27 protein-coding genes are annotated in these 26,222 nt (G+C 73.6%); 17 read left to right on the plus strand and 10 right to left on the minus strand.

Going from position 1 to position 26,222, the window contains the following annotated elements; genetic code table 11:
- Positions 1–168 precede the first annotated feature (168 nt).
- Positions 169–993, plus strand: a complete 825-nt coding sequence (locus ACI78T_RS19495) for an alpha/beta fold hydrolase (RefSeq protein ID WP_456559785.1) — start codon at positions 169–171, stop codon at positions 991–993.
- Between the two features lie 59 nt (positions 994–1,052).
- Here ACI78T_RS19495 and ACI78T_RS19500 read toward each other — a convergent pair whose 3' ends face one another.
- A complete protein-coding gene (locus ACI78T_RS19500; RefSeq protein WP_456559786.1) occupies positions 1,053–1,409 on the minus strand; it encodes a winged helix-turn-helix transcriptional regulator in 357 nt (118 codons plus the stop codon).
- Positions 1,410–1,474: 65 nt separating this feature from the next.
- Here ACI78T_RS19500 and ACI78T_RS19505 point away from each other — a divergent pair, with 65 nt between their 5' ends.
- Positions 1,475–1,651 carry a hypothetical protein gene (locus ACI78T_RS19505; RefSeq protein ID WP_456559787.1) on the plus strand — a complete coding sequence of 59 codons (177 nt, stop codon included), beginning with the start codon at positions 1,475–1,477 and terminating at the stop codon, positions 1,649–1,651.
- On the plus strand, positions 1,652–3,721 hold the full coding sequence (locus ACI78T_RS19510) for an LLM class flavin-dependent oxidoreductase (RefSeq protein WP_456559788.1): 2,070 nt from the start codon (positions 1,652–1,654) through the stop codon (positions 3,719–3,721). It begins immediately after the preceding gene.
- Between the two features lie 11 nt (positions 3,722–3,732).
- Here ACI78T_RS19510 and ACI78T_RS19515 read toward each other — a convergent pair whose 3' ends face one another.
- The 3 genes from ACI78T_RS19515 to ACI78T_RS19525 form a co-directional block, all read right to left on the minus strand.
- Positions 3,733–4,119, minus strand: coding sequence for a helix-turn-helix domain-containing protein (locus ACI78T_RS19515; RefSeq protein WP_456559789.1), 387 nt, complete (start codon positions 4,117–4,119; stop codon positions 3,733–3,735).
- A 203-nt stretch (positions 4,120–4,322) separates the two neighbouring features.
- On the minus strand, positions 4,323–5,741 hold the full coding sequence (locus ACI78T_RS19520) for an MFS transporter (protein WP_456559790.1): 1,419 nt from the start codon (positions 5,739–5,741) through the stop codon (positions 4,323–4,325).
- Between the two features lie 44 nt (positions 5,742–5,785).
- Positions 5,786–6,598, minus strand: coding sequence for an ArsR/SmtB family transcription factor (locus ACI78T_RS19525; RefSeq protein ID WP_456559791.1), 813 nt, complete (start codon positions 6,596–6,598; stop codon positions 5,786–5,788).
- A gap of 146 nt (positions 6,599–6,744) precedes the next feature.
- Between ACI78T_RS19525 and ACI78T_RS19530 the strand changes: the two genes are divergently transcribed.
- The 4 genes from ACI78T_RS19530 to ACI78T_RS19545 all read left to right on the plus strand — a co-directional run bounded on the left by ACI78T_RS19530 (position 6,745) and on the right by ACI78T_RS19545 (position 10,551).
- Positions 6,745–7,782, plus strand: a complete 1,038-nt coding sequence (locus ACI78T_RS19530) for a transglycosylase family protein (protein ID WP_456559792.1) — start codon at positions 6,745–6,747, stop codon at positions 7,780–7,782.
- 105 nt (positions 7,783–7,887) lie between these two features.
- Positions 7,888–8,592 (plus strand): 3-oxoacyl-[acyl-carrier-protein] reductase, encoded by a 705-nt coding sequence (gene fabG, locus ACI78T_RS19535; RefSeq protein ID WP_456559793.1) that lies wholly within the window; start codon positions 7,888–7,890, stop codon positions 8,590–8,592.
- Positions 8,592–9,365 carry an enoyl-ACP reductase FabI gene (gene fabI / locus ACI78T_RS19540; RefSeq protein WP_456559794.1) on the plus strand — a complete coding sequence of 258 codons (774 nt, stop codon included), beginning with the start codon at positions 8,592–8,594 and terminating at the stop codon, positions 9,363–9,365. Before fabG ends, fabI begins: the two co-directional genes overlap by 1 nt.
- 37 nt (positions 9,366–9,402) lie before the next feature.
- Positions 9,403–10,551: a ferrochelatase gene (locus ACI78T_RS19545; protein WP_456559795.1), complete on the plus strand. Its 1,149-nt coding sequence runs from the start codon at positions 9,403–9,405 to the stop codon at positions 10,549–10,551.
- 64 nt (positions 10,552–10,615) lie between these two features.
- On the opposite strand, the gene ACI78T_RS19550 is transcribed toward ACI78T_RS19545, so the two are convergent.
- A complete protein-coding gene (locus ACI78T_RS19550) occupies positions 10,616–11,266 on the minus strand; it encodes a hemerythrin domain-containing protein (RefSeq protein WP_456559796.1) in 651 nt (216 codons plus the stop codon).
- Between the two features lie 57 nt (positions 11,267–11,323).
- Positions 11,324–12,061, minus strand: a complete 738-nt coding sequence (locus ACI78T_RS19555) for a hypothetical protein (protein WP_456559797.1) — start codon at positions 12,059–12,061, stop codon at positions 11,324–11,326.
- A gap of 97 nt (positions 12,062–12,158) precedes the next feature.
- Here ACI78T_RS19555 and ACI78T_RS19560 point away from each other — a divergent pair, with 97 nt between their 5' ends.
- A complete protein-coding gene (locus ACI78T_RS19560; RefSeq protein ID WP_456559798.1) occupies positions 12,159–12,596 on the plus strand; it encodes an NfeD family protein in 438 nt (145 codons plus the stop codon).
- Positions 12,597–12,673: 77 nt separating this feature from the next.
- Positions 12,674–13,858 (plus strand): SPFH domain-containing protein, encoded by a 1,185-nt coding sequence (locus ACI78T_RS19565; RefSeq protein WP_456559799.1) that lies wholly within the window; start codon positions 12,674–12,676, stop codon positions 13,856–13,858.
- Positions 13,859–13,896: 38 nt separating this feature from the next.
- Here ACI78T_RS19565 and ACI78T_RS19570 read toward each other — a convergent pair whose 3' ends face one another.
- Positions 13,897–14,874 carry an RNA polymerase sigma factor SigF gene (locus ACI78T_RS19570; protein ID WP_456559800.1) on the minus strand — a complete coding sequence of 326 codons (978 nt, stop codon included), beginning with the start codon at positions 14,872–14,874 and terminating at the stop codon, positions 13,897–13,899.
- The gene (locus ACI78T_RS19575) at positions 14,871–15,368 is read right to left on the minus strand and encodes an ATP-binding protein (protein ID WP_456559801.1); all 498 of its coding nucleotides are present in this window, start codon (positions 15,366–15,368) and stop codon (positions 14,871–14,873) included. Before ACI78T_RS19575 ends, ACI78T_RS19570 begins: the two co-directional genes overlap by 4 nt.
- Positions 15,369–15,597: 229 nt before the next feature.
- Between ACI78T_RS19575 and ACI78T_RS19580 the strand changes: the two genes are divergently transcribed.
- Positions 15,598–17,457: a SpoIIE family protein phosphatase gene (locus tag ACI78T_RS19580; protein WP_456559802.1), complete on the plus strand. Its 1,860-nt coding sequence runs from the start codon at positions 15,598–15,600 to the stop codon at positions 17,455–17,457.
- Between the two features lie 85 nt (positions 17,458–17,542).
- Positions 17,543–18,532, plus strand: a complete 990-nt coding sequence (locus tag ACI78T_RS19585; protein WP_456559803.1) for a DNA topoisomerase IB — start codon at positions 17,543–17,545, stop codon at positions 18,530–18,532.
- A 52-nt stretch (positions 18,533–18,584) separates the two neighbouring features.
- On the opposite strand, the gene ACI78T_RS19590 is transcribed toward ACI78T_RS19585, so the two are convergent.
- Together ACI78T_RS19590 and ACI78T_RS19595 are read right to left on the minus strand one after the other, a co-directional pair.
- A complete protein-coding gene (locus ACI78T_RS19590) occupies positions 18,585–18,983 on the minus strand; it encodes an STAS domain-containing protein (RefSeq protein WP_116450477.1) in 399 nt (132 codons plus the stop codon).
- 251 nt (positions 18,984–19,234) lie between these two features.
- Positions 19,235–19,648 (minus strand): hypothetical protein, encoded by a 414-nt coding sequence (locus ACI78T_RS19595; RefSeq protein ID WP_456559804.1) that lies wholly within the window; start codon positions 19,646–19,648, stop codon positions 19,235–19,237.
- A gap of 168 nt (positions 19,649–19,816) precedes the next feature.
- On the opposite strand from ACI78T_RS19595, the gene ACI78T_RS19600 reads away from it, so the two are divergent.
- From ACI78T_RS19600 to ACI78T_RS19625, 6 genes are all read left to right on the plus strand, one after another.
- Complete coding sequence (locus tag ACI78T_RS19600) at positions 19,817–20,425, plus strand: DUF1360 domain-containing protein (protein WP_456559805.1); 609 nt, start codon at positions 19,817–19,819, stop codon at positions 20,423–20,425.
- A gap of 134 nt (positions 20,426–20,559) precedes the next feature.
- Positions 20,560–21,528, plus strand: coding sequence for a non-homologous end joining protein Ku (gene ku / locus ACI78T_RS19605; RefSeq protein ID WP_456559806.1), 969 nt, complete (start codon positions 20,560–20,562; stop codon positions 21,526–21,528).
- A 1-nt stretch (position 21,529) separates the two neighbouring features.
- Positions 21,530–22,999 carry a non-homologous end-joining DNA ligase gene (ligD, locus tag ACI78T_RS19610; protein WP_456559807.1) on the plus strand — a complete coding sequence of 490 codons (1,470 nt, stop codon included), beginning with the start codon at positions 21,530–21,532 and terminating at the stop codon, positions 22,997–22,999.
- Entirely contained in the window at positions 22,996–23,928 is a 933-nt protein-coding gene (ligD, locus tag ACI78T_RS19615) for a non-homologous end-joining DNA ligase (RefSeq protein WP_456559808.1), read from the plus strand. The genes ligD (ACI78T_RS19610) and ligD (ACI78T_RS19615) overlap by 4 nt, the downstream gene beginning before the upstream one ends.
- 148 nt (positions 23,929–24,076) lie before the next feature.
- A complete protein-coding gene (locus ACI78T_RS19620) occupies positions 24,077–24,517 on the plus strand; it encodes a Fur family transcriptional regulator (protein ID WP_456559809.1) in 441 nt (146 codons plus the stop codon).
- Positions 24,514–26,175, plus strand: a complete 1,662-nt coding sequence (locus tag ACI78T_RS19625; RefSeq protein WP_456559810.1) for a catalase — start codon at positions 24,514–24,516, stop codon at positions 26,173–26,175. The genes ACI78T_RS19620 and ACI78T_RS19625 overlap by 4 nt, the downstream gene beginning before the upstream one ends.
- Positions 26,176–26,222 lie beyond the last annotated feature (47 nt).

A 26,222-nucleotide genomic window follows, 5' to 3' on the forward strand; every position in this document is an offset into this window, starting at 1 on the left:
GGAGCGATGGTGGCTCCCGGTGGTTTCGGTGTAAAGGCGTCCGCGAGCGTCGCCGGGGCGGCAGGCAGGGTCCGCAGCCCGTCACTCAAGGCACACCTCCCGGACATCCGCCGGCCCTAGCGTCGGGACCGGAACACGACCCGTCCAGCCAGAGCAGGAGGCTCACCCATGCCCGTCATCACCACCGCCGACGGAACCGAGATCTTCTACAAGGACTGGGGCAGCGGCCAGCCGATCGTCTTCAGCCACGGTTGGCCGCTGTCGGCCGACGACTGGGACGCCCAGATGATGTTCTTCCTGCAGCAGGGCTACCGCGTCATAGCGCACGACCGCCGGGGCCACGGGCGCTCGGCGCAGGTCAGCGACGGGCACGACATGGACCACTACGCCGACGACCTGGCCGCGCTGACCGAGCACCTCGACCTGCGCGACGCCGTCCACGTCGGGCACTCCACCGGTGGTGGCGAGGTGGCCCACTACATCGGCCGGCACGGCCAGGACCGGGTCGCCAAGGCGGTCCTGATCAGCGCCGTGCCGCCGCTGATGGTGCAGACCGACGCCAACCCGGGCGGGCTGCCCAAGAGCGTCTTCGACGGCATCCAGCAGCAGGTGGCCACCAACCGGTCGGCGTTCTACCGCGACCTCGCATCCACCGCGTTCTACGGGTTCAACCGGCCCGGCGTGGAACCGATCGAGGCGGTCATCCAGAACTGGTGGCGGCAGGGGATGATGGGCGGCGCCAAGGCGCACTACGACGGTGTCGTCGCGTTCTCCCAGACCGACTTCACCGACGACCTGAAGAAGATCACCGTGCCCGTGCTCGTCATGCACGGCGACGACGACCAGGTCGTGCCCTACGCCGACTCCGGGCCGCTCTCGGCCGAGCTGCTGCCGAACGGCACGCTGAAGACCTACGCCGGCTTCCCCCACGGCATGCCCACCACGCAGGCCGAGACGATCAACGCGGACCTCCTGGCCTTCCTCCGGTCCTGACGTCGAGCGGCCGGCTCCGGCGGGGCGGGTGCTCTGCTGGAGCCGGCGCCGCCATCCGGCTACCCGCCGCTGGACTCCCAGCGCTGCCCGTAGGTCACCAGGGGCTGCAGTGCCGCGAGCAGGTCGCGCCCGCGCGGGGTCAGGGAGTACCGGACCGAGACCGGGGTGGTGGGCTCCACGATCCGGTCCACGAGACCGACGTCCTCCAGCTCGCGGAGCCGGACGGCGAGCATCCGCGAGGACAGCCCCCGCACCTGTGCCGTGATCTCGGTGAACCTGCTCGCTCCACGGGCGAGGGCCAGCAGGATCCCGCTGTTCCACCGGCGACCCACGAACTCCACGACGTCGGCGGTGCGGCGGCATTCCGCGTCGTCGATGACTTCCCAGCCCGTGTGCTGGGCTCGCGTTCGAGTCACTTACCCATCGTAAGTCGGTTACCGCCTGCTTGCCAGGCCGGGAGCGCAGGGCCGACGCTGGTCGCATGCCTGACTACGGACACCCGCTGCGCTTCGGCTCCTTCATCTCACCCGTCAATGCACCCGCGGGCCGGCCGGTCGAGCTGGCGCTGCTGTCCGAGCAGCTCGGGCTGGACCTGGTCACGTTCCAGGACCACCCCTACCAGCCCTCCTTCCACGACACCTGGACGCTGCTGGCCTAAGTGGCCGCGCGCACCGAGCGCGTGCACCTGTCGGGCAACGTGCTTAACCTGCCGCTGCGGCAGCCGGCCGTCCTGGCGCGCTCGGCGGCCAGCCTCGACCTGCTCTCGGAGGGGCGGGTCAGCCTCGGCATCGGCGCCGGCGGCTTCTGGGACGCGATCGAGGCCATGGGCGGACGTCGGCTCACGCCGGGGGAGAGCGTCGAGGCGCTGGCCGAGGCGATCGAGGTGATCCGCGGCATCTGGACCCCGGGGGAGCGGCGGCCGCTGCGGTCCACCGGCGACTACTACGCGGTGGACGGCGCGAAGCGGGGGCCGGCGCCCGCGCACGACATCCCCGTGTGGATCGGCGCCTACAAGCCCAGGATGCTGCGCCTGGTCGGCGCCACGGGGGACGGCTGGCTGCCGTCGCTGCCCTACCTGCAGCCCGGTGACCTCGCGCGCGGCAACGGGACCATCGACCAGGCTGCCCGGGACGCCGGCCGCGATCCCAGCGAGGTCGTCCGGCTGCTCAACGTGTCGCCGGACGAGACGGCCGACGACCTCGCCCGCATGGCCCTGGAGGACGGCGTCAGCACGTTCATCGTCATGGGCGACGACCCGCGGGTGCTGCGGCGGTTCGCCGGCGAGGTCGCCCCGGCGGTGCGGGAGCAGGTGGACCGCGAGCGCGGCCGCACCGGCGTGACAGTGCCCGACCGGGTGCGCCCCTCGATCGCACTCTCGCAGCGCCGTCCGCACATCGACTACGACGGCCTGCCTCCCGCCCTGGCCGCGCGGGCGGTCGAGCCCGGCGATCCCGGCTACGCCCGCTACACCTCCAGCTACCTGCGGGGTGGCTCGCCCGGTCTGGTGCTGCGCCCCCGCACGGTCGAGGAGGTGCAGCAGGCGGTGGGCGTCGCCGCCCGGCACCGCGACGTCCCCCTCGGCGTCTTCAGCGCCGGTCACGGCCTCTCGGGGCGGTCGCTCAACGACGGCGGGCTGGTGATCGACGTCGGCGCCCTGGACGCGGTCGAGGTCCTCGACGCCGGATCCGGTCGGGTGCGCGTCGGACCGGGCGCGCGGTGGATCGACGTCGCCCGGGTGCTCGCGCCGCACGGTCTCGCGATCACCAGCGGCGACTACGGCGGCGTCGGCGTGGGCGGGTTGGCGACCGCGGGCGGCGTGGGCTGGTTCGCCCGCCAGCACGGCCTGACCATCGACCTCCTCCGCAGCGTCGACGTCGTCCTCGCCGACGGCTCGCTGGTCACCGCGAGCGCCACGGAGAACGCCGACCTGTTCTGGGCCGTGCGTGGTGCGGGCGCGAACTTCGGGGTGGTGGTCGCCTTCGAGTTCGAGGCGCCGCAGGTGGGGCAGGTCGCCTTCGCCCGACTGGTCTTCGACGTCGCCGACCCGGCCGGGTTCCTCGAGCGGTGGGGCGCGGCGATCGAGGCCGCCGACCGCAGCGTGAGCGGCGAGGTCATCCTCGGCGGCGGTGCCGGTGGCCGGCAGTACGCCCAGGCGATGCTCGTCGTGGACTCCGACGACCCCGAGACGATCATCGCCCGGCTGCAGCCCATCGCCGGCGTCGCACCCCTGGTCGACCAGTCGGTCGGGCTCGGGTCGTACGACCAGGTGATGGGGGCGACGTTCAGCGAGGCCCCGCAGCAGGGGCGGGGGGAGCCCCTGTCCCACTCCGGTCTGATCGAGCACCTGACCCCCGGGTTCGCCCGGGACGCGGCGGCGATGCTCGAGGCCGGCGCCTCGTACTTCTTCCAGGTGCGCGCCGTCGGGGGAGCGGTGTCGGACGTGCCCGCGGATGCCACTGCGTACGGCTGGCGGGCCGCGAACTTCTCCGTCGCCGCCTTCGGCTCGGAGGCGTCAGGGCTCGACCGGTGGTGGGAGAAGCTCCTGCCGCACTTCGAGGGGATGTACCTCAGCTTCGAGTCCGCCACGGGCGCCGAGGTTGTCGCGCGGGCGTTCCCGCCGGCCCACCTCGCCCGTCTCCGGGAGCTGAAGCGGCGCTACGACCCGACGGGGCTGTTCCGCGACAACTTCTTCATCGACCCGGCGATCGCCGGCGACCCGGTCGCCTGACCGGGACGCCGTCAGGCGACGTCGGTGCGCGCCTCGGAGAGGTACTCGCGGACGGCCGGCTCGGGGACCCGGAAGGAGCGGCCGACGCGCACGGCGGACAGCTCCCCACCGTGGACCAGGCGGTACACGGTCATCTTCGAGACGCGCATGATCGCGGCGACCTCGGCGACGGTGAGGAAGGTGACGACGGGCCGCTGGGCCGGCACCTGACCCTGCGGGCGCTGGCCCATCGGGCGCTGCGCCATCGGGGCGAGGCCCGGCTGCTGCGGACGCATGCCGGCCGGGATGACGGGGGCCCCGGGACGGGCGCCGGGCACGGTCGGCCGGAGGGCGGGGCGCTGGCCGTAGGCGGCCTGGCGGGGGAGGGTCGCGGCGGCGGAGCGCTGGGGGAAGGTCATGTCGTTCCTCTCGCTGACGGTGGAGGACGCCCGGACCGTTCGCCGTTCGGCTACGTGCTGCGCCCCCGTTGGTACTGACAGTAAGCAGCGGGAAGCGTGTTGCGGCACGGCGAGAAGAACGAGACGGACCGTTCCCGTTCGTCAGATGTTGACCGGGTGGCGCGCGCGGCCCATGTGACGCCCGGGTGTCGCGGTGCCGGCGGTCAGGCCGCCGCCGGCTGCCCGGCCGTCGCGTCCGACGGCCGCCGGTTCCCGCGGGTCGGCACCAGCCAGGCGAGCACCGCGGTCAGCAGGCAGAGCGCGAAGCCGATCGCGGCGATCGTGGTGTAGCCCCGGTCCAGAGGGGCGGGGCTGCCGTCCGGGGTGGCGGAGGCCAGGACGGCGGCCGCCAGCGCGCTGCCGATCGAGAAGCCTGCGTAGCGCAGGACCTGGTTGAGGCTCATGGCGCTGCCGGTCTCGGACGGCGGCACGGCCGAGATCACGAGGCCGGGGAAGGCGGCGAAGGCGGCCCCGACCCCGAGCCCGGCGATGCCCATGACGACGAACAGCAGCCACAGCTCGGCCCGCCCGAAGGCGAACAGGATGAAGGCGCCGCTCTGCACGAGCGCCGCGGCGGGCAGCACGACGTGCGGGCCGGCACGGTCGGCCAGGAGCCGGGTGAGCCGCCCGCCGAGCACGCTGGCGGCCGAGAAGGGCAGCAGGGTCAGTGCCGCGACCACGATCGACGTGCCGAACCCCGGCTCGTCGCCTCGCGGCGCCTGCGCGAGGACGGGCACCGCCAGGAGCAGCAGGTAGTTGGACAGGCCGACCATGAGAGCCGTCGCGTGGGCGGTGGCCGCGGTGCTGCCCCGCGCCAGCCGCAGGTCGACCAGCGGCGACGGCGTCCGGAGCTCCCACACCGCCCAGGCGGCCAGCACCAGCGTCGAGCCGGCGACGAGCAGCCAGGTGCCTGGCGACGCCCAGCCCCACACCTCGCTCTCGGCGAGCGCCAGGAGCAGGCCGCCCAGCCCGGCGCCCAGGAGCACCGCACCCACGACGTCGACGGACCGGGACGTCGTGATGCGGGAGGCCGGCAGGACCGCCGCGGCCGCCACCAGGGCAGCGGCGCTCACGCCCGCTCCGGCCCAGAAGGCCGCGTGCACGCCCCCGAGTTCGGCGACGAGGCCGGCGAGCGGGTACCCGAGCCCCATCCCGGACACGACGGTGATCGACAGCGCGGCGGCCGTGCGGCGCGAGCGCTCGCCGGCCAGCGCCTCCCGGGCCGTGGCGATCGCGAGCGGGGTCAGGCCGAGCCCGAAGCCCTGCAGCGCCCGGCCGGCGATCAGCCAGCCCAGGCCCAGCGGGAGCGCGGCCAGCACGCCCCCGGCCGTGACCACGGCCAGGACGGCGAGGACGACGGCGCGGCGGTGCGGGCCGTCACCCAGGCGGCCGATCACCGGCGTGGCGACCGCCCCGACGAGGAGCGTGACGGTGAGGGCCCACTGCGCGTCGGGCAGCGACGTCTCCATCGCCGCGGCGATCGCCGGGATGAGCGGTGCACCCAGGCTGCTGATGACGGCGACGACGGTGCCGACGAAGAGCAGCACGGGCACCAGGCCGCGGGGCTGGGGGGAGGAGTGCACGCCTCCACGGTCCCAGGCGGTTGGTCAGGCCAAGCGGTGAGGTCTCAGGTGTCGGTGCGTGCCATCTGGGCCTCGCGCAGCTCGGCGTGCATCTCCCACGGCGCCTGGGGGAGGACGTCGCCCGTCTCGAGCAGGGACTTCAGGTTGGCCAGGACGGCGGGCCAGCCGGCGGACAGCGCCTCGAGGTCGGCCTGGGTCGGGATGTCCTCGTGGCGCACCGTCAGCCGCACGATGTCCTGGTGCGGCTCGATCGTGAAGGTCACCCGTGACGGCGTCCCGTTCCGCTGCTCGTCCGACCCGGGGAACGTGACCACCAGCCGCTCCGGCGGCCGGACCTCCAGCACCGTGCCGACGACGTCGGCCATGCCCGACCCGTCGGTGCGGACGTGCTCCCAGGTCGAGCCCTCCTGCCAGTCGGACTCGTTGCGGTGGCCCCAGTAGCGGGCGGTCAGGTCCGCGTCGGTGAGCGCGTGCCAGACCTGCTCGGGGCTGGCCTTGACGTAGGTGACGTAGACGTACGTGGGCGGGGTGCTCATCGCCTGCTCCTCTGCTGCCTGCCCGATCGCGCGCAGCGCGCGCAGCCGGGGCGTCTCGAACGTGGAGATCCACCGCTCCTGCACCTCGTGCAGCGGAACGGGGTTGAGGTAGTGCAATTTCTCCCGGCCGTGCCAGACGGTGGTGACGAGGTTCGCCGCCTCCAGGACGGAGAGGTGCTGGGAGGCCGACTGGCGCGCCATGTCGAGCGACCCGCACAGCTCGCCCAGCGTCTGGCCGTTGCGCGCGTGCAGCCGGTCGAGCAGCTGCCGGCGCGTGGGATCGGCCAGTGCCTTGAACACCGGGGTGAGGTTTTCCGACACGGCGCAATCATGCAGGAATTTGCCTGCACGTCGCAAGTCACCCGCCCGCGGGAGGCAGCACAGCGGCCCTCTCAAGTCGTCCGGGCGGCCGGTCGACGTCCCTCCCGGGTGGCCGGATCGATCGAGCGAGGGGAGCGTGGGGGGCCATGGACGGAACGCGCACGCCCACGGGCCGGCGGTTCGCCGCCGCCTGCCTCGCCGTCGGACTCGGGCTCCTCGCCTCGCCCGGAACGGCCTCCGCCGCGCCCGGCGACGACCTCGGAGCGGTCACCCAGGCCGCCGAGGACGCCGCCGCCGAGGTGAACCGCCTGCTGGTCGAGATGGGCGCGGCCCGGACCGCCGCCGAGGAGGCGAGCGCACGGGCCGCGCGCGCCCAGGCCGAGGTCGCATCGACCCAGCAGGCGTCCGCCGACGCCCGGAGCGACGCCGAGGCCGCCGCGGCCGAGGCCCGTCGCGCGCAGGAGGAGCTGGCCGGCGCGCGCGACGACGTCGCCCGGTTCGCACGCTCCAGCTACATGGGCGGGTCGTCGTCCCCGCTCCTCGAGGGCCTGCTCACCGCGGACGGCCCGGCGCAGATGATGGAGCGCGCGGCCCTCCTCGCGGCCGCCGGCGACCACCGGTCCACCGCCGTGTCGGTCGCGGAGGCGGCGGGCGACCGGGCCGACGAGACCTGGACCACCGCGCAGGACGCGGTCGCCGAGGCCGACCGGCTGGAGTCGGCGGCGCGGTCCGCGCTCGAGTCGGCGGAGGCGGCCCGGACGGCCGCCGACCGGGTCCTGGCCGACGTGCAGGCGCGGCAGGACGCCGCCCAGGGCGAGCTCCGCCAGGTGCAGGCCACGCTCGTCGACCTGCAGGAGCAGCGCGACGCCGAGCGGGCCTCCCGGTCGTCCGCGCCCTCCTCGACGGGCGGTGGCAGCCCGGCGCCCGCGCCCGCTCCCGCTCCGTCGGGCCGCAACTGGGACGCCGTCGCGCAGTGCGAGTCCGGCGGCAACTGGAGCATCAACACCGGCAACGGCTACTACGGCGGGCTGCAGTTCAGCGCGTCGACGTGGACCTCGTTCGGCGGGGGCGAGTACGCGCCCCGGGCCGACCTGGCCACGCGCGAGCAGCAGATCGCGATCGCGGAGAAGGTCCTCGCCGTCCAGGGCAAGGGCGCCTGGCCCACCTGCGGCCGCAACCTCTAGCCCGCTCGCGTGAGGCGGTGATCACGTACTCGCCGGTAGGCGGTGCGACCTGCGGCCACCGACTAGGTTCGGGAGTCGACAAGGCAGCCGGCAGGGGAGTGGCACGTGGGCAGATCGGTGCTGGTGACCGGCGGCAACCGGGGGATCGGGCTGGCCATCGCCCGCTCCTTCGCCGAGGCGGGTGACTCCGTCGCGGTGACGCACCGCGGCAGCGGGGCGCCGGACGGACTGTTCGGCGTCCGGTGCGACGTCACCAGCGCCGAGGACGTCGACCGCGCCTTCAGCGAGGTCGAGGAGCACCAGGGACCGGTCGAGGTGCTGGTGAGCAACGCCGGCATCACCCGCGACGGCCTGCTCATGCGCATGAAGGAGGACGACTTCACCGACGTCCTCGACGCCAACCTCACCGCCGCCTACCGGGTGGCGAAGCGGGCCAGCGCGAAGATGGTGCGCGCCCGCTCGGGCCGGATGATCTTCGTGTCGTCGGTCGTGGGCCTGCTCGGCTCCGCCGGCCAGACCAACTACGCGGCGTCCAAGGCGGGCCTGGTCGGCCTGGCCCGCTCGATCGCCCGCGAGCTGGGCAGCCGGAACATCACCGCCAACGTCGTGGCCCCCGGCTTCGTCGAGACGGACATGACCGCGCAGCTGCCCGAGAAGCGGCAGCAGGAGATCCTGGGGCAGGTGCCGCTGGGCCGGTACGCCTCCTCGGACGAGATCGCCGGCGTCGTGCGCTTCCTGGCCAGCGATGCGGCGGGCTACATCACCGGGGCGGTCGTCCCGGTCGACGGCGGACTCGGAATGGGGCACTGATGAGCGGCATCCTCGACGGCAAGAAGGTCCTCGTCACCGGCGTGCTGACCGAGGCGTCGATCGCGTTCGCCACGGCCCGGCTGGCCCAGGAGCAGGGCGCCACCGTCGTCCTCTCCAACTTCGGGCGTGCCCTCTCGCTGTGCCAGCGGATCGCCAAGCGGTTGCCGCAGGAGGCGGCGGTCGTCGAGCTCGACGTGACCAACACCGAGCACCTCGGCTCGCTGGCCGACCGGCTGCGCGAGCAGGGCTTCGACTCGCTCGACGGCGTCGTCCACTCGATCGGCTTCGCCCCGCAGGAGGCCATGGGCGAGGGCTTCCCCGAGGTCGCCTGGGAGCACGCCGCGACGGCCTTCCAGGTCTCGTCCTGGTCCTACGCCTCGCTCACCCAGGCCTGCCGGCCGCTGCTGGCCAACCCGTCGTCCGTCGTCGGCCTGACCTTCGACGCGTCCGTCGCCTGGCCGGTCTACGGCTGGATGGGCGCGGCCAAGGCGGCGCTGGAGTCGGTCAGCCGCTACGTCGCCCGCGAGCTCGGTCCGGACGGCGTGCGGTCCAACATCGTCGCCGCCGGCCCGCTGCGCAGCATGGCCATGAAGTCCATCCCCGGCAGCGCCCAGTTCGAGGAGGCGTGGGAGGGTCGCGCACCGCTCGGCTGGTCGGTCACCGACACCGAGCCCGCGGGCAAGGCCGTCGTCGCCCTGCTGTCGGACTGGTTCCCCGCCACCACCGGCGAGATCGTGCACGTCGACGGAGGCTTCCACGCCGTCGGCGTGTGAGCGCATCCGCACGACCCCCTCAGAGAGAAGAACCGCTGTGCCACGCGCAACCGTCGACATCACCCCTGCCGGTCAGCGTCCCGACGAGGACCCGTCGCTCGCCGTCCGCAACAACGGCGGTGCCGAACCGTCCACCGAGCCGGCCCCGGCCGGGCGCCGCGAGGCGCTGCTGCTGCTCTCCTTCGGCGGGCCCGAGGGCCACGACGACGTCATGCCGTTCCTGGAGAACGTCACCCGCGGCCGCGGCATCCCGCGCGAGCGGCTCGAGGAGGTCGCCGAGCACTACCACCACTTCGGCGGCGTCAGCCCGATCAACGACCAGAACAAGGCGCTGATCGCGGCCCTCGAGAAGGACCTCGCCGACGCCGGCGTCGACCTGCCCGTCTACTGGGGCAACCGCAACTGGGCGCCCTACGTCGAGGACACGTGGGCGCAGATGGCCGCCGACGGCATCGAGCACGTCTACGTGCTGGCCACCTCCGCCTACGCCTCGTTCTCCGGCTGCCGGCAGTACCACGAGGACATCGCGCGGGCCCGGGTCTCGTCCGGCGGCGGCCCGACGGCGGAGAAGCTCCCGCACTACTACGACACCCCGGGCTTCGTGCGGGCCAACGCCGACGCCCTGGCCGCCGCGATCGCCACCCTGCCCGCGGAGCTGCGCGGCACCGCCCGCCTGGTCGCGACGGCGCACAGCATCCCGGACTCCATGGCCGCCGTGGCCGGGCCGGACGGGCACGCCTACGAGGCGGAACTGCTGGCCGCTGCCGAGCGGGTCGTCGCCGAGGCAGCGCCGGGCCGGGAGTTCGACCTGGTCTGGCAGAGCCGCAGCGGCCCGCCGTCGGTGCCGTGGCTGGAGCCCGACGTGAACGACCACCTGCGGACGCTCGCGGCGTCCGGCGAGACCGCCGTCGTCCTCTTCCCGATCGGCTTCGTCAGCGACCACCTCGAGGTCATCTGGGACCTCGACAACGAGGCCAAGGAGACGGCGGAGGAGCTCGGGCTGGCCTTCGCCCGCGCGGCGACGGCCGGCACCCACCCGGCGTTCGTCGAGTCGCTGCGGGTGCTCCTCGAGGAGCGCCGCGCCGGTGGCCTCCCGCGGCTGGGCACCAACTGCCCCGCTAGCTGTTGCTATGTGTCCGGTCGGCCTGCCGGCCTCCACCGCGGCCAGGAGCCGTCCCCCAGCTGAGCGGAGCCGCTGCGTCGCGGCTGCGCGGGACCCTCCGGGCCCCACTCGCCGCGATCTCCAGCGCTCAGTTCCGAGCTTCCTTCCACGTCGGGGCGACGTCCTTGTAGTAGCGGCGGCCGAAGGTCTTCGCCAGCACGGTGACCACCGGAGTGGGCACGGTCTTCTTCAGGAAGGCCCGGTGCTCGTCGCTCATGCCGTCGGTCACCCACGCGAAGAAGCGGCCGGCGACGCCGAGCGGCTGGCTGCGCAGCTTCTTCTCGACCGCCTTCCACTCGGGCGACTCGAGGTGCGGGTTCAGCTGCGGCTCGAGCTCGTCCTCCTCGTGCCGCAGGTGGCGCTCCACCACCTCCCGGGTCCGGACGACGCTCGCCTGCGCCACGGCGGCATCGGCCGAGGACCCGGTGCGGGCGACCGTGGTCATCGCGCCCGCCGTCTCCGCCAGTGCCTCGGCCATCGCGTGGTGCTCGGACTCCATGGCGTCCAGCAGCCCCTGGTCGACGCCGATCCGCGCGAGCATCGGGAAGATGTAGGTGTCCTCGCCCTCGTGGTGGTGCGTGAGCTCGGTGCGCAGGTTCGCGTAGGCGCGCTCCAGGGCCTGGGCGCGCGCGGTGTCGCCGTCCCTCAGCTTCCCCAGGGCGGTCGACAGGCGATCCAGGTCGCGGCGGACGGCACCGTGGATCACCCGGTTCATCGTCGTCTGGGGCGCTGCTGTCATGCCCGACGACGCTAGCCAGACGCGGCGTGCGCTCCTAGACGGTTCGTCGCGCCCGGCTCACCGGGGGACCGCGTTGAACGCCGCCGCGATGGCCTCGCGCACCGACTGCGCCAGCGGGCGCAGCGCCTCGTCACGGGCAGCGGCCTGCGAGTGGTTGACCGCGCCGCCGGGGGCGTCGGCCATCGCGAGGTCGAGCACCTTCGCCAGCCGCTGGGCCCGGCCGAGGACCGACACCGCGACCGGGTCGTGGTCGTGCGGCAGCCCGGGAGCCCCCGACGCCCTCGCCAGGCCGGCCAGCAGCGCCGGAACCTCGGGGTTCCACCGGGCGAGGTCCAGCCCGGCGAGCGCGCGGGCGGTGTCGCCCACGGCGAGGTCCAGCGCCCCGGACACGGCGCGCAGGTTGCCCTCGGCCGGCGGTGGCACCGGGGGGAGGCCGGCCAGCGGGAACGCCGTCCACTGCACGACCTCCGGGCCGAGGGGCTCCGGCACCAGCGCGAGGTGCTCGCCGACGGCGGCCTGACCCGACTCCAGCGCCAGCGGCGCCAGCCCGGGGGCCCGCGGCAGGCCGCGGACGTCGCCGGCCACGGGCAGCACCAGCCGGAAACGGCGCTCGCCGAGACCGCGGAGCGCGGTCAGGGCCCAGCCGAGCGGCACCGCCTCGGCGCTGCCGGGCAGGCCGGACACCCTGTGCGCGGTGGAACCGGTGATCGCGTCGAGGGCCTCGTCGTAGGCGGCGCGGCCGCCGAGCCAGGCCGTCGCCCAGACGGCGAAGCGTCCGGCGGGGAAGTCGTGCACCCAGCGAGGCTACGACGCCGGACCGGTCGGTATCAGTTCGGCAGCAGGGGGTGAGACGAGGCCCACCCCGCACCCCGTCGTCTGCCAAACTCCGCTCATGGCTGCGTGGTTGCTCTGGCTCATCGCCGCCGGCCTGTTCGCAGCGGGCGAGGTGGTCAGCCTCGACCTGGTGCTGCTGATGTTCGCCGGCGGTGCGCTGGGCGGCATGACGGTCGCCCTGCTCGGTGGCGCGACCGTCCTGCAGCTCGTGGCGTTCATCGCCGTCTCCGGTGTGCTCCTGGCGCTGGTCCGGCCGATCGCGCAGAAGCACCTGACGGAGCGGACGCCGCTGCAGCTCGACGGCGTCGACACGCTGATCGGCCGCACCGCGAAGGTGACCCAGGAGATCGACTCCTCCGGCGGCCGGATCCGCATGGGCGCCGACGAGTGGACCGCCCGCAGCCAGCACAGCGGCGAGACCTTCGCCGTCGGCCACACCGTCCGGATCCTGCAGGTCGAGGGGGCCACGGCGGTCGTGGGGGACGCGCTGGAGTGAACGCAACGAAGATGTAGTGATCGCGGGGCGCTCCGCGCGGGAGGATCGCCGGCGACCCCCGACGAAGGGAGCCCGCCGTGGAACCGGCACTCATCGCACTGATCGTCGTCGCGCTGCTGGTGATCGTCGTGATCGCGAAGAGCGTCACGATCGTCCCGCAGGCGCAGGCCAAGGTCGTCGAGCGGCTGGGCCGCTACAGCCGGACCCTCTCGCCCGGCCTGTCGATCCTCGTGCCGTTCATCGACCGCGTGCGGGCGACGATCGACCTGCGCGAGCAGGTCATCTCCTTCCCGCCGCAGCCGGTCATCACCTCCGACAACCTGCAGGTCGGCATCGACACCGTCGTCTACTTCCAGGTGACCGACCCGCGGCTGGCCGTCTACGGCATCGCCAACTACATCACCGGCATGGAGCAGCTGACGACGACGACGCTGCGCAACGTCGTCGGCGGGCTCAACCTCGAAGGCGCGCTGACCGGCCGCGACGGCATCAACAGCCAGCTGCGCTCGGTGCTCGACGGGACGACCGGGCCGTGGGGCCTGCGCGTCGCGCGCGTGGAGATCAAGGCGATCGACCCGCCGCCGTCGATCCGCGACTCCATGGAGAAGCAGATGCGCGCCGACCGCGACAAGCGGGCGATCATCCTGCAGGCCGAGGGCGCCCGGCAGTCGGCCATCACCACCGCCGAGGGCCAGAAGGCGGCGGCGATCCTGTCGGCGGAGGGCAAGAAGCAGGCCGCGATCCTCGAGGCGGAGGCCGAGCGGCAGAGCCGGATCCTGCGCGCCGAGGGTGAGCGGGCGGCCCTGTTCCTGCAGGCGCAGGGCCAGGCCAAGTCCATCGAGACGGTCTTCCAGGCCATCCACGACGGCAAGCCGGACCAGGGCCTGCTGGCCTACCAGTACCTGCAGACGCTCCCGCAGATCGCGCAGGGCGACGCCAACAAGATGTGGATCGTCCCGAGCGAGTTCAGCAAGGCGCTGGAGGGCCTGGCCAACCTCGGCGGCGCCGAGGGCGGGAAGTCCTGGATGGACGTCGCCCCGGCCGGCAACGGCGGCGGCGCGGGCGCCAAGGACGGCGGGCTGGACACGACGAGCTGGTTCGAGTCGCACCTGCCCCGCGCCGCCGACCAGCCCGAGGCCAAGATCGAGCTGTCGAGCATCGCCGACACCACGCCCGCGGTCCCGACCCCGCCGCCGCTGAGCCAGGTCACCGAGGAGATCCGCGAGATCGGCCCGGCCGACGGCAACGGAGCGCAGCCCTAGGACGGGGGAGGGACTTCCTGCACGGGAAGTCCCTCCCGTCAGTCCTTGAGCAGGCCCTCGCGGAGCTTGGCGAGGGTCTGGCTCAGCAGCCGCGACACGTGCATCTGCGAGATGCCGATGTCGGCGGCGATCTGCGACTGCGTCATGTTGCCGAAGAACCGCAGGATCAGGATGCGGCGCTCGCGGGCCGGGATCGTGGCCAGCAGGGGCTGCAGCGACTCGCGGTACTCCACGCCCTCGAGCGCGGCGTCCTCCTCGCCGAGCGTCGCCGCGAGGGTGGGGGAGTCGTCCTCACCCGAGAGCCGCTCGTCGAGCGAGCTGCTGCGGTAGGCGTTGGCGACGGCGAGCCCCTCGAGGACCTCGGCGCGCGGGATGCCCAGGTGCTCGGCCAGCTCCGACGGCGTCGGCGCCCGGCCGTTCTTCTGCGCCAGCTCGCCGACAGCGGCGTTGAGCGACAGGTGCAGCTCCTGGAGCCGGCGCGGGACGCGCACCGACCAGCCCTGGTCGCGGAAGTGCCGCTTGATCTCGCCGGTGATCGTCGGCACCGCGAACGACAGGAACTCGACGCCGCGGGTCGGGTCGAACCGGTCGATCGCCGCGATCAGCCCGAGGGTGCCGACCTGCAGCAGGTCGTCGAACGGCTCGCCGCGGTTGCTGAAGCGCCGCGCGAAGTGCCGGACCAGGGGGAGGTGCTCCTCCACCAGGATCTCGCGCAGCCGCTCGCGCCGCGGGTCGTCCTTGTCCAGCGTCGCCAGCTCCGCGAACAGCGGAGCGGTCCGCTCGGCGCGGCGCCGGTTGTCCGACACGGGAGCGGCGTCCGGCGTGCTCTCCGCGGCGGGGACGTCGCCGTCCTCGGCCCGCGGGTCGGGCACCGGCTCCGGGTCGACCGGATCGGTAGCAGCGATGTCGTCCTCCGCGGGAGCGGGGTCGGCCGCGGGACGCGGGCCCTCGGACCTCTGGTCGGGCACCGGTACGTCCACGACGGGGATCTCGTCGGTCGACGGCGACCGGCTCACTGGGCGACCGAGAGGTTCCGGTCGGCTCCGCTCCCGAGGTCGTTCGGGTGCTGGCCGGGGAGGTACTTGTCCATGGCGATCAGCCCGACGGGCGTCGGGCTGCCGTCGCCACCCGGGACGGCGTCCTGCGTGGAGCGCCGCGCGTCGACGTTGTCGACGAGGGTGGCGAGGATCGCCCAGCCGAAGCCGTCGCGGGGTACCTCGACGCCCTCGGCGGTGGGCACCCACGCCTCGATGTGCAGCCCGGCCCGGGTCGTCTCGAAGATGACCGTGAGCGGGGAGTCGCCGGCCGCGATCTGGCTCAGCGTCGCGCAGGCCTCGTCGACCGCCAGGCGCAGGTCCTCGACCGCGTCGAGGTCGTAGTCCATCCGGATCGCGAGGTCACCGGCCATGGCCCGCACCGCGGGCAGCTGGGTCGCGGTGGTGGGCACGCGCAGCTCCAGCCGCTCCGCACGTCGCCCGTCCTGCGCGAGGGCACCCCTCGAGTCGACCATCCGTCGTCCGCTCCTTCGTCGCCGGCGCCCCGTGCATCGGGTCGCGGCCGTCCATCATCCAAGGGTCCCACCGGGACCCGACGGGCGGTGTCCCGGTGGTTTCGGACGCCGCCCAACCGCACCCGTTTACCCGCGTCCCGGAGCGGCCGAAACGTGGTGGTGGCCACCGCCCCACGGTTGGTCGCACCGCGGTTGCCGGACCCCTCAGCCTGGTATTGGCTGGCCCGAGATGAGCCTCGACCCTGGCAGCCCGCCCCCCCTCCCTGGCCTCGCCGGGTCCGAGGGGGCGAACGCGCTGGCCGCGGCCATGGAGACCGCCCCTGCGGCGATCTACGTGGTGAGCGCCGCGTCCGCCTCGCCGGTCTGGGCCAACGCCCGGGCCCGGGAGCTCGGCACGGCGCGCGAGGACATGCCGCTGGTCGACGGGAGACCCGCCGTCGAGGTGCTGGACACGGCGTTGCGCACCGGCCGCCCGGAGACCGTCTGCGGCCCGCTCGGCGACGCCGGAGGGCCGGCGGCCACGCTCATGGTGCGGCCGATGCGGGTCCACGGCGGTCCGGGGGCTCTGGTGATCCTGGAGTCCGACGACGCGGCGACCGACACGTCGCTGTGGCCCAAGGTGCCCGACAGCGTGGAGCAGGCGCAGCTGTCGCTGCTGCCGCCGTCCCTGCCGCTGCTGCCCGACCTGCACCTGTCCGGGAGCTACCACCGCGCGTCGGCCGTGGAGGCCGCCGGCGGCGACTGGTACGACACCGTGGCGCTCGGTGCCGGCCGGGTGGCCCTGGTCGTCGGCGACGCCGTCGGGCACGGGGTGCCCGCGGCCGGTGCGATGAGCCGGCTGCGCGGCGCCATGCGCTCGTCCGCGCTGCGCGACCCGTCGCCGGCCGCCGTCCTGGCCGCCCTGGACGCGTTCGCGAGCCAGATGGAGGACGTCGAGGGCGCCTCGGTGTTCTACGGCGTCCTGGACGCGGGCACCGGCGACCTCACCTACGCCGCCGCGGGGCACCCGCCGCCGCTGGTGGTCGGCTCGGACGGCGCCACGAGCTTCCTGCGGGTGCCGCCGCGGGCGCCGCTGGGCAGCCTTCCGGACACCCCCACGCCGGTGTCCCGGCACGTGCTCGAGCAGGGCGCGACCCTCGTGCTGTTCTCGAACGGGGCCGTGGCCGGCCCTGCCCCGGAGGCGGCCGACGCGCTCGACCGGCTGTCGGCGATCGCGACGGCGGTGCTCACCGCCCCGGGCGCGCTGGAGACCGACCGGTCCGACGAGCTGGCCACCGCGATCGCCGAGGGCGTGCGCAGCCCCGACGGCTGGCTGGACGACGTCGCCGTGCTGGTCGCGCACCGGCGCGAGGACGCCCAGGAGCCCCTGCAGCTGGACCTGGTCGCCGACCCCGCCGCGCTCCCGGGCGTCCGCCGTCGGCTCGGCAGCTGGCTGGCCGGCCTCGGGATGGGGGAGCAGGACCGGGTCGGCGTCATGGTCGCCGTGGGTGAGGCCTGCGCGAACGCCGCCGAGCACGCCTACCGCGGGACCGAACCGGGGCCCATGTCCGTGTCGGCCCGCGTGGACGTCGACGGCGTGCTCACCGTGACCGTCCGCGACGAGGGCACCTGGCGCCCGCCCAACCGGGATCCGGGCGACCGCGGCCGGGGGCTGCTGATCATGCGCCAGCTCGTCGACGGCGTGGTCCTCGAGGAGGAGGAGAAGGGCACCACGGTCGTCCTGACGCTGCGGCTGCGGCGCAGCCCCGAGGTCGACGACGACCGCCCGCCGGCCTCGAGCGCCGCCACCGTGACCGTCGACCGGGAGGGCCCGCGCCCGGTCGTGCGGGTCAGCGGCGCGGTCGACGAGTTCGGCGCCGAGCAGATGCGGATCCGGCTGCTGGAGGCCAGCCACGGCGGCACCGGCCGGGTCGAGCTCGACCTCACGGGGGTGTCGCTGTTCAGCAGTGCGGCGGTGCGGGTGGTGCTGGCGATCGCCCGGATCGGGCGCGACGAGGGGTGGCGGCTGGTCGTCCACGCCCCGGACGGGGGGATCACCCGGCACGTCCTCGAGATCAGCGGGCTGGGCGGACTGGTCGACCTGCGCTGACCCCGGCGGGGGACCGAACGGGCCGATCCGTTTGGGGAACGGCCCCGGTGCGCAACACGGGGACGTGAGACTTCGGCGCAGCGACGTGAACGGTCCCGGATACCGGCGTCGCCGGGCCGGTAAGGGCTTCGCCTACTACGACCTCGACGGCGCGCTGATCCGGGACGACGAGCTGCTCGACCGGATCCGCGGCCTGACGATCCCGCCCGCGTGGAAGGACGTCTGGATCTGCCCGTGGCCCAACGGGCACATCCAGGCCACCGGCGTCGACGCCGCGGGCCGGCGGCAGTACCGCTACCACGACCAGTGGCGGGCCCGGCGGGACGCGGAGAAGCACGAGCGCGTGCTCGAGATCGCCCGCGAGCTGCCCGACGTCCGGGACGCCGTCAAGGCGGGCCTGCGCACCCGCGGGCTCAACCGCGACCGCGTCCTGGCCTGCGCCATCCGCATGCTGGACCTCGGAGCGTTCCGCATCGGCAGCGAGCAGTACGAGGAGGAGAACGGCACCTACGGGCTGGCCACGCTCAAGCGCGCCCACGTCTCGGTGCGCGGTGAGCGGACCTTCTACAGCTACACGGCGAAGGGCGGCATCGAGCGGGAGGTGGAGATCACCGACCGGCCGACGGCCACCGTCGTCCGCCAGCTCCTCGAGCGGCCGGCCGATGCCGGCGAGGACCTGCTGGCCTACCAGACCGAGGACGGCGAGTGGCGCGACGTGACCAGCGCCGAGATCAACTCCTACCTCAAGGAGATCAGCGGCGCCGAGATCACGGCCAAGGACTTCCGTACGTGGACCGCCACCGTGCTCATGGCCGCGGCGCTCGCGGAGGTCTCGCCGCCGAGCAGCAGGACCGCGCGCAAGAAGGTGGTCAGCGCGGCCTACAAGCAGGTCAGCGAGCAGCTGGGCAACACCCCGGCGGTGTGCAAGGCCAGCTACGTCGACCCGCGGGTGGTGGACCGGTTCGAGCACGGCGAGACGGTCGCGCACGCGCTGCGGGAGGCCGACGAGGCCGAGGCCGACCGGGACACCCAGAAGGTCCTCGAGGCCGCCGTCTGCCAGCTCCTGTCCGCCTGAGAACGCGAGAGGGCCCCGCCGGATCGGCGGGGCCCTCTCGTCGTCGAGGTCGTCAGCGCGCGGTGCTGTCGGCGATCGTGAAGAGGTCGATCAGGCCGGTCACCTCGAGCGGGCGGGTGACGGCGCGGGTGGTGGCGATCAGCCGCAGGGCCACGTCGCGGGCGCGGGAGGACTTCTGCGTCTCCACGAGGACGGCCAAGCCGGCCGAGCCGAGGAACTGGACGCCGGACAGGTCGATGACGAGCTCGCGTGGCTGCTGCTCGAGCTGGCTGTCCAGGGTGGAACGGAGCACCGGTGCGGTGAACGTGTCCACCTCACCGACGACCGTCACCGTCACCACGCCGTCCTCGCTGGTGGAGGTGGAGAGCGTGATCACGTCGTCGAAGGGTGCCTCGGTGCCCTCGGTCGACACGTCGGGCTGCCCCTCGGCGGGCAGGTCGGAAGTGGTCACGGACAGTGGCTCCTCTCGGCGGCATTCCCCGGGGCGGCGATCACCGCCCGGACAATCTACCGCTCTGCGGTCCGGGCGCTCGTCGCGCCCGGCTCCCGCGGGTGGTGAACGTGTCGTGTGCCGGTGGTCTTCCCGGCCGGCACGTGCGGCTGCCTGCTGAACCGCGATTACAACGTAGACACACCGGCGCGCACGCGCCAACCCCGCCCCCCGACGTGGGGGCGGGGCCGGCGTGGATCAGCTGCGGGAGGTCAGTCCCCGGTGAGGTGCACGGCGCCCTCCTCGGGCCCCTCACCCCCGACGGACGGGTCGGACGTCGCCTCGACGTCGTCGGACGTGCGGTTGGTGCCCGAGTCGCTCACGGGCGAGGTCGAGGTGTCCTGCTCCAGCTGGCCCACGGAGCGGTCGGGGTCCTCGGCCGGGCGGAGGTCGGCGGCGTCGTCGGGCAGCTCCCGCTCCAGCCGGCCGGTGAGCGACTCGCCCTGCGACTGCTCGAAGGCGGTGGTGCCGAAGTCGACGGAGGCGTTGGCCCGCTCGCCGGGCATGGGCTCGAACTGGGGGTCCTCGGCCCGCTCCTGGGTGGGCGAGTCGTCCTGCGAGACCTCGGGGATGCCGTCGTCCTCGGGGAAGACGTCGCGGGCGGTCTGGCCCTCGGGCTGCGTCATTCCTGTGCCTCCTCTGTCGGGGGTCCGCGCCGGGCCGGCCGGCGGGACGGGGAGCCGGTCGGCGACCGGCGTCTGACCCGGCCCTACCCGTCACCTGTCCCGGCATGCGTGGCTGTGCGCCGCCCCACCGGGGCATGCGCCGGCGGTGGCGGGGGTAGCGCGGCCTGCATGGCGATCGCAGACGAGATCCAGCGGATCGGGGCACCGGTCCGCCGGTGGGCCCGCACGCAGAAGCGGGAGTACACCAACGGCGAGGAGCGCCCGCTGGCCGGCGACCTCGGCGCGATGGGCGTGTACCTGGGTCTCGTGTCCGCCGCGGCGGCCGCCGTGCGCGCCTCGGGCCGGGAGCTCCCCGAACGCATCCCGCTCGGCGACGCGGCGCTGCTGACGGTGGCCACCTTCCGGCTGGCCAGGCGCATCGCGAAGGACCCGGTGACCGCCCCGGTCCGCGCCCCGTTCGTGCGCTTCGAGGGGCCCTCCGGGCACGCGGAGGTGGCCGAGGAGGTGCGCGAGCACGGCGGCGTCAAGCACGCGGTCGGGGAGTTGGTCACCTGCCCGTTCTGCCTCGCCCAGTGGGTCGGGACCGGGTTCGTGTTCGGCTACGTGACCGCGCCCAGGGCGACCCGCCTGGCGGCCCTGACGATGACGATGGTCGCCGGCTCCGACGTCCTGCAGTTCGTGTACGACGCCATCCAGAACGGCGGCCTCAACGGTGGTGTCGCCCCGCAGACCGAAGGCGTCGACGACGCGGACCGAGCCGGCCCCACGGACGGGTGACCCCCGTGCGGGGGAGGAGGCGCGTCCGCCGAGCTGCCGCAGCGAGCCCCCCGCACATATCCTGTGATCTTGACCCGGTTCCGGGTCCTCACGGGGTCCGCGGCAGGTCGGGCCCGGACGGATGAGGGGCACGCATGCGATCGATCTGGCGCGGGGCCGTGTCCTTCGGCCTCGTCAGCATCGGCGTGAAGCTGTACTCGGCGACCGAGGACAAGGACATCCGCTTCCACCAGGTCCACGCGGCCGACGGCGGGCGGGTCAAGTACAAGCGGGTCTGCTCGATCGACGGTGAAGAGGTCGAGTACAGCGACATCGCCAAGGGCTACGAGCTGCCCGACGGCCAGGTCGTCATCCTGACCGACGAGGACTTCGACGAGCTGCCGCTGAGCACCCGCCGGGAGATCGAGGTCCTCGAGTTCGTCGCCCAGGACGAGATCGACCCGATCATGTTCGAGAAGACCTACTACCTCGAGCCCGACGGCCCCGCGGCGCGCCCGTACGTGCTGCTGCGCGACGCGCTGGAGAACGCCGGCCAGGTCGCGATCACCAAGATCGCCATCCGCCAGCGCGAGTCGCTGGCGGCGCTGCGGGTGCGCGACGGCGTGCTCGTGCTGCACACGATGCGGTGGCCCGACGAGATCCGGCGTCCCGACTTCGGCTTCCTGGACGAGGACATCAGCGTCCGCCCGCAGGAGCTGAAGATGGCCGAGGCGCTGATCAGCTCGATGACGGGGGAGTTCGACCCCGGCGAGTTCACCGACGACTACCGCGAGGCCATGACCGCGCTGCTGGAGGCCAAGCAGAGCGGCGGCGAGGTGCAGCAGGTCCCCGAGGTGGAGGACACCGGCGGCGCCGTCGTCGACCTCATGAGCGCGCTGCGCCGCAGCGTCGAGCGGGCCCGCGGCGGTGCGGCGGACGACGAGGCGGACGAGGCGCCGGCCGCGAAGGCGCCGGCCAAGAAGGCCGCCCCCGCGAAGAAGGCGCCGGCCAAGAAGGCGTCTGCCGAGAAGCCGGCCGCGAAGAAGACGGCGGCCGCCAAGTCCGGCGCCGCCAAGAAGACCGCGGACAAGCCGCCGGCCAAGCGCGCCCGCCGCAGCGCCTGACGTGCCCGCCCGCCCCGGCGGTCGGGAGCAGGACCCGCTCGCCGAGTACCGCGCGAAGCGGGACCCGGCGCGCACGGCCGAACCCGTCCCGCCGGCGGGCAGCGCGCTGCCCCGGGGGAACGACGACACGTTCGTCGTGCAGGAGCACCACACCCCGCGCGGCCGCACGGGGGAGCGGGTCCACTGGGACCTGCGCCTGGAGCGGGACGGCGTCCTGAAGAGCTGGGCGGTGCCCAAGGGTCCGCCGACGGAGCAGGGCCCGAACCGGCTCGCCGTGCCGACCGAGGACCACCCGCTCGAGTACGCGTCGTTCAGCGGCGAGATCGCGGCCGGCGAGTACGGCGGCGGGCACGTCACCATCTGGGACGCGGGCCGGTACGCCACGGAGAAGTGGGACGACCGGCACGTCATCGTGACCTTCGACGGGCGGAAGCTCGCCGGCCGCTACGCGCTCTTCCCCGTGGACGACGGCGCTTGGAACATCCGCAAGCTGGACGCGACGCAGCCGGCCGGCACCGCGGTGCCCCTGCCGATGCTGGCCTCCGCCGGGGAGCTGCCCGCGGCGGACGAGGACGACCGCTGGGGCTACGAGTTCAAGTGGGACGGCGTCCGGGCGATCGCCTCCGTGCGCGATGGCGTCCTGGGGCTGACCTCCCGCAAGGGCACCGACATCACCGTCCGGTACCCCGAGGTGGCCCGGCTGCCGGCAGCGCTGGCCGGCCACGACGCCGTCGTCGACGGCGAGATCGTGATGATGGACGGCGCCGGGCGCCCGGACTTCGGGGCGCTGCAGAGCCGGATGCACCGGACCGGGCCGGAGGTGCCCCGGATGGCCGCCGAGAAGCCGGTCACCTTCCTGGTGTTCGACCTGCTCTCCTGGGACGGCGAGGAGCTGCTGGAGCGGCCCTACGCCGAGCGGCGGCGCCGCCTCGACGAGCTCGCGATCGCCGGGAACCGCTGGGTGGCCACGCCGTGGTTCGAGGGCGGCGGTGAGGACGTGCTGGCCGCCAGCCTGGAGAACGGGCTGGAGGGCGTGGTGGCCAAGCGGCTGGCGTCGACGTACCGGTCGGGTGCCCGCAGCCCGGACTGGCGCAAGATCAAGAACTTCCGCACGCAGGCCGTCGTCGTCGGCGGCTGGCGGCCGGGACAGGGGCGGCGGTCGGGCACCATCGGCTCGCTGCTGGTCGGCGTCCCGGACGACGAGGGCAGGCTGGTCTACGTCGGCCACGTCGGGACCGGGTTCAGCGACCAGGACCTGCGCGACCTGCAGCGGGTGCTGACCGCGCGGGCGACGTCGCCCTTCGACGGCACGCTGCCCCGGGACATCACCCGCGACGCCCAGTGGGTCGAGCCCGACCTCGTCGGGGAGGTCGCCTACGCGGTGTGGACGGCGGACAACCGGCTGCGGCACCCGGCGTGGCGGGGCGTGCGGGACGACCTGGAGCCCGATGACGTCGTGGTGGAGCCGTGAGCCCCGCGAAGCAGCGGGTCGAGGTCGGCGGCCGGACCCTGCAGATCTCCAACCTGGACAAGGTGCTCTTCCCCGAGGTTGGGTTCACCAAGGCGCAGGTCATCGACTACTACGTCCGGATTGCGCCGGTGCTGCTGCCGCACGTCGCCGGGCGGCCGGTGACGTTCACCCGCTGGCCCGACGGCATCGAGGGGCAGACGTTCTTCGAGAAGAACAGCGCCCGGCACGCGCCGGAGTGGGTCCGGCGGGTCACGATCCCCAGCCCCGGCAGCTCCCGCGGCCGCGAGACCCTCGACATGGTGATCCTCGAGTCCGTCGCGGACCTGGCCTGGGCGGCCAACCTCGCGGCGCTCGAGGTGCACGTCCCGCAGTGGCGGGTGGACGACGACGGGCAGCCGGCACTGCCGGACCTGCTCGTGCTCGACCTCGATCCTGGCCCGGACACCGGCATCCACGAGTGCTGCCTGGTCGCCGAGCGGCTGGGGGAGCGGCTGGAGGCCGACGGCCTGGACCCGGTCGTGAAGACGTCGGGCTCCAAGGGCATGCAGGTGTACGCGCCGATCGACACACCGGCCGACCGCGAGCACCCCAGCCGCTACGCCAAGCAGCTGGCGCAGGAGCTCTCGGCGGAGACGCCCGACGACGTCGTCTGGCGGATGGAGAAGGTGCTCCGGCCGGGCAAGGTGCTCATCGACTGGAGCCAGAACAACCCGGCCAAGACGACGGTGGCGCCCTACTCGCTCCGGGCGCGGGCGGGCGCGACGGTCTCCACGCCGATCGGGTGGGACGAGGTCGACGCCGTCCGGGACGGATCGCTGGACCCGGCGGAGCTGCGGTTCACGACCGACGACGTCCTGGCGCGGGTGGAGGAGTACGGCGACCTGTTCGACGTCGCCAACGCCCGCCGCGCCCCCCTCCCGGACGCCTGACCGGCCACCGTTCGTGCGCGGACGGTGGTCAACCGGGGTGCGATGGCCACCGTCCGCGCGCCCCCGGTGGTCCGACGCCATCCCAGGGGGCGGGACATCCGACTCGTTGATTTGACTCATTCAAAACAACGGGGTTGAGTGGATCGCGATGGAGACGACATGGGCGCCCCGACTCCGGGCCGCCGGACTGCGGGTCACCCGCCCCCGGCTCTCGGTGCTCGACGTCCTCGCCGACCACCCCCACGCCGACGCGGACACCATCGTCACCGGTGCCCGGGCGCACCACCCCACGCTGTCGCCGCAGACGGTCTACGGCGTGCTCGACGCCCTCGTCTCCGGAGGGCTCGCCCGCCGGATCGAGCCCGCCGGCGCCCCCGCGCTGTTCGAGCTGCGGGTCGGCGACAACCACCACCACCTGGTCTGCCGCTCGTGCGGCGCCGTCGCCGATGTCGACTGCGCCGTGGGGGCTGCTCCCTGCCTGAGCCCCTCGGACACGGCCGGCTTCGTCGTCGACGAGGCCGAGGTCGTGTTCTGGGGGCTCTGCTCGACCTGTCTGAGCAGGAAACACGAGGAGGAACACCCAGCATGACCGACGTCGCATCGCAGGACGCGGCCCCGAGCGAGGCCGATCGCCCGGTCCTGACCAACCGTCAGGGTCACCCGATCTACGACAACCAGAACCAGCGGACGGTGGGCGCCCGTGGCCCCGCCACCCTGGAGAACTACCAGTTCCTCGAGAAGATCAGCCACTTCGACCGGGAGCGGATCCCGGAGCGCGTCGTGCACGCCCGCGGCATCACCGCGTTCGGGTACTTCGAGGCCGACGGCACCGTCGGCGACGAGCCGATCGCGAAGTACACCCGCGCCAAGCTGTTCCAGGAGAAGGGCAAGCGCACCGACGTCGCCGTGCGGTTCTCCACCGTCGCCGGCGGCCGGGACTCCTCGGAGTCGGCCCGCGACCCCCGCGGTTTCGCCGTGAAGTTCTACACCGAGGACGGCAACTGGGACCTCGTCGGCAACAACCTGGGCGTCTTCTTCATCCGCGACGCGATCAAGTTCCCCGACTTCATCCACTCGCAGAAGCCGGACCCGGTCACCTTCGAGGCCAACGTCGCCGAGCGCGCGTTCGACTTCTTCAGCCAGACCCCCGAGGCCATGCACATGATCTCGCTGGTCTTCAGCCCCCGCGGCACGCCGGCGAACTACCGGAACATGCAGGGCTTCGGCGTGAACACCTACAAGTGGGTCAACGCGCAGGGCGACACCGTGCTGGTCAAGTACCACTGGTACCCGCGTGAGGGCGTCAAGTCCTGGGGCGCTGCCGACGCGTCGGCAGCGCAGGCGAAGAGCCTGGGCACGCACACCAAGGACCTCCACGACTCGATCGCCGCCGGGAACTTCCCGCAGTGGGACCTCTACGTCCAGATCATGAGCGACGACGAGCACCCCGAGCTCGACTTCGACCCGCTGGACGACACGAAGACCTGGCCGCAGGAGATCTTCCCGGTCCGCAAGGTCGGCACGATGACCCTCAACCGGATGCCGGTCGACAACTTCACCGAGAACGAGCAGATCGCGTTCGGCACCGGTGTGCTGGTCGACGGCCTGGACTTCTCCGACGACAAGATGCTGGTCGGCCGGACGTTCTCCTACTCCGACACCCAGCGCTACCGGGTGGGCCCGAACTACCTGCAGCTGCCGGTGAACCAGCCGAAGGCGCGGGTGGCCACCAACCAGCGCGACGGCCAGATGGCCTACGGCGTCGACCGCGCCGACGGCACCAACCCGCACGTGAACTACGAGCCGTCGGTGCTGGGCGGTCTGCGCGAGGCGGCGTACCCGACGCACGACGAGCAGGGTCCGGTCATCACCGGCCGGCTCACCCGCAAGCGCATCCCGCGGACGAACGACTACGAGCAGGCCGGCGAGCGCTACCAGCTCTCCGAGCAGTGGGAGAAGGACGAGCTGGTCGCCAACCTCGTCGGTGCCCTCGAGCAGTGCCGCCGCGACATCCAGGAGCGGATGGTCTGGCACTTCTTCATGTGCGACGACGAGTGGGGTCAGCGGGTCGGCGACGCCCTGGGCATCACCGCGGACGACGTCCGCGGCCTGGAGCCGCTGCAGACCCAGACCCTCTCCGAGGAGGAGCTGCAGCGCGCCGCCAACCTCGGCAAGAACGGCCCGCGGGACGTCACCGGCAAGGACATGACGCACTGCGTGCCGAACGAGCACGTCACCGTCGCGTAGCGGCACCCGCACGGCCGGCGGGCCGCGACCGGAGCTCCGGTCGCGGC

The organism is Blastococcus sp. SYSU D00922, from assembly GCF_054050495.1.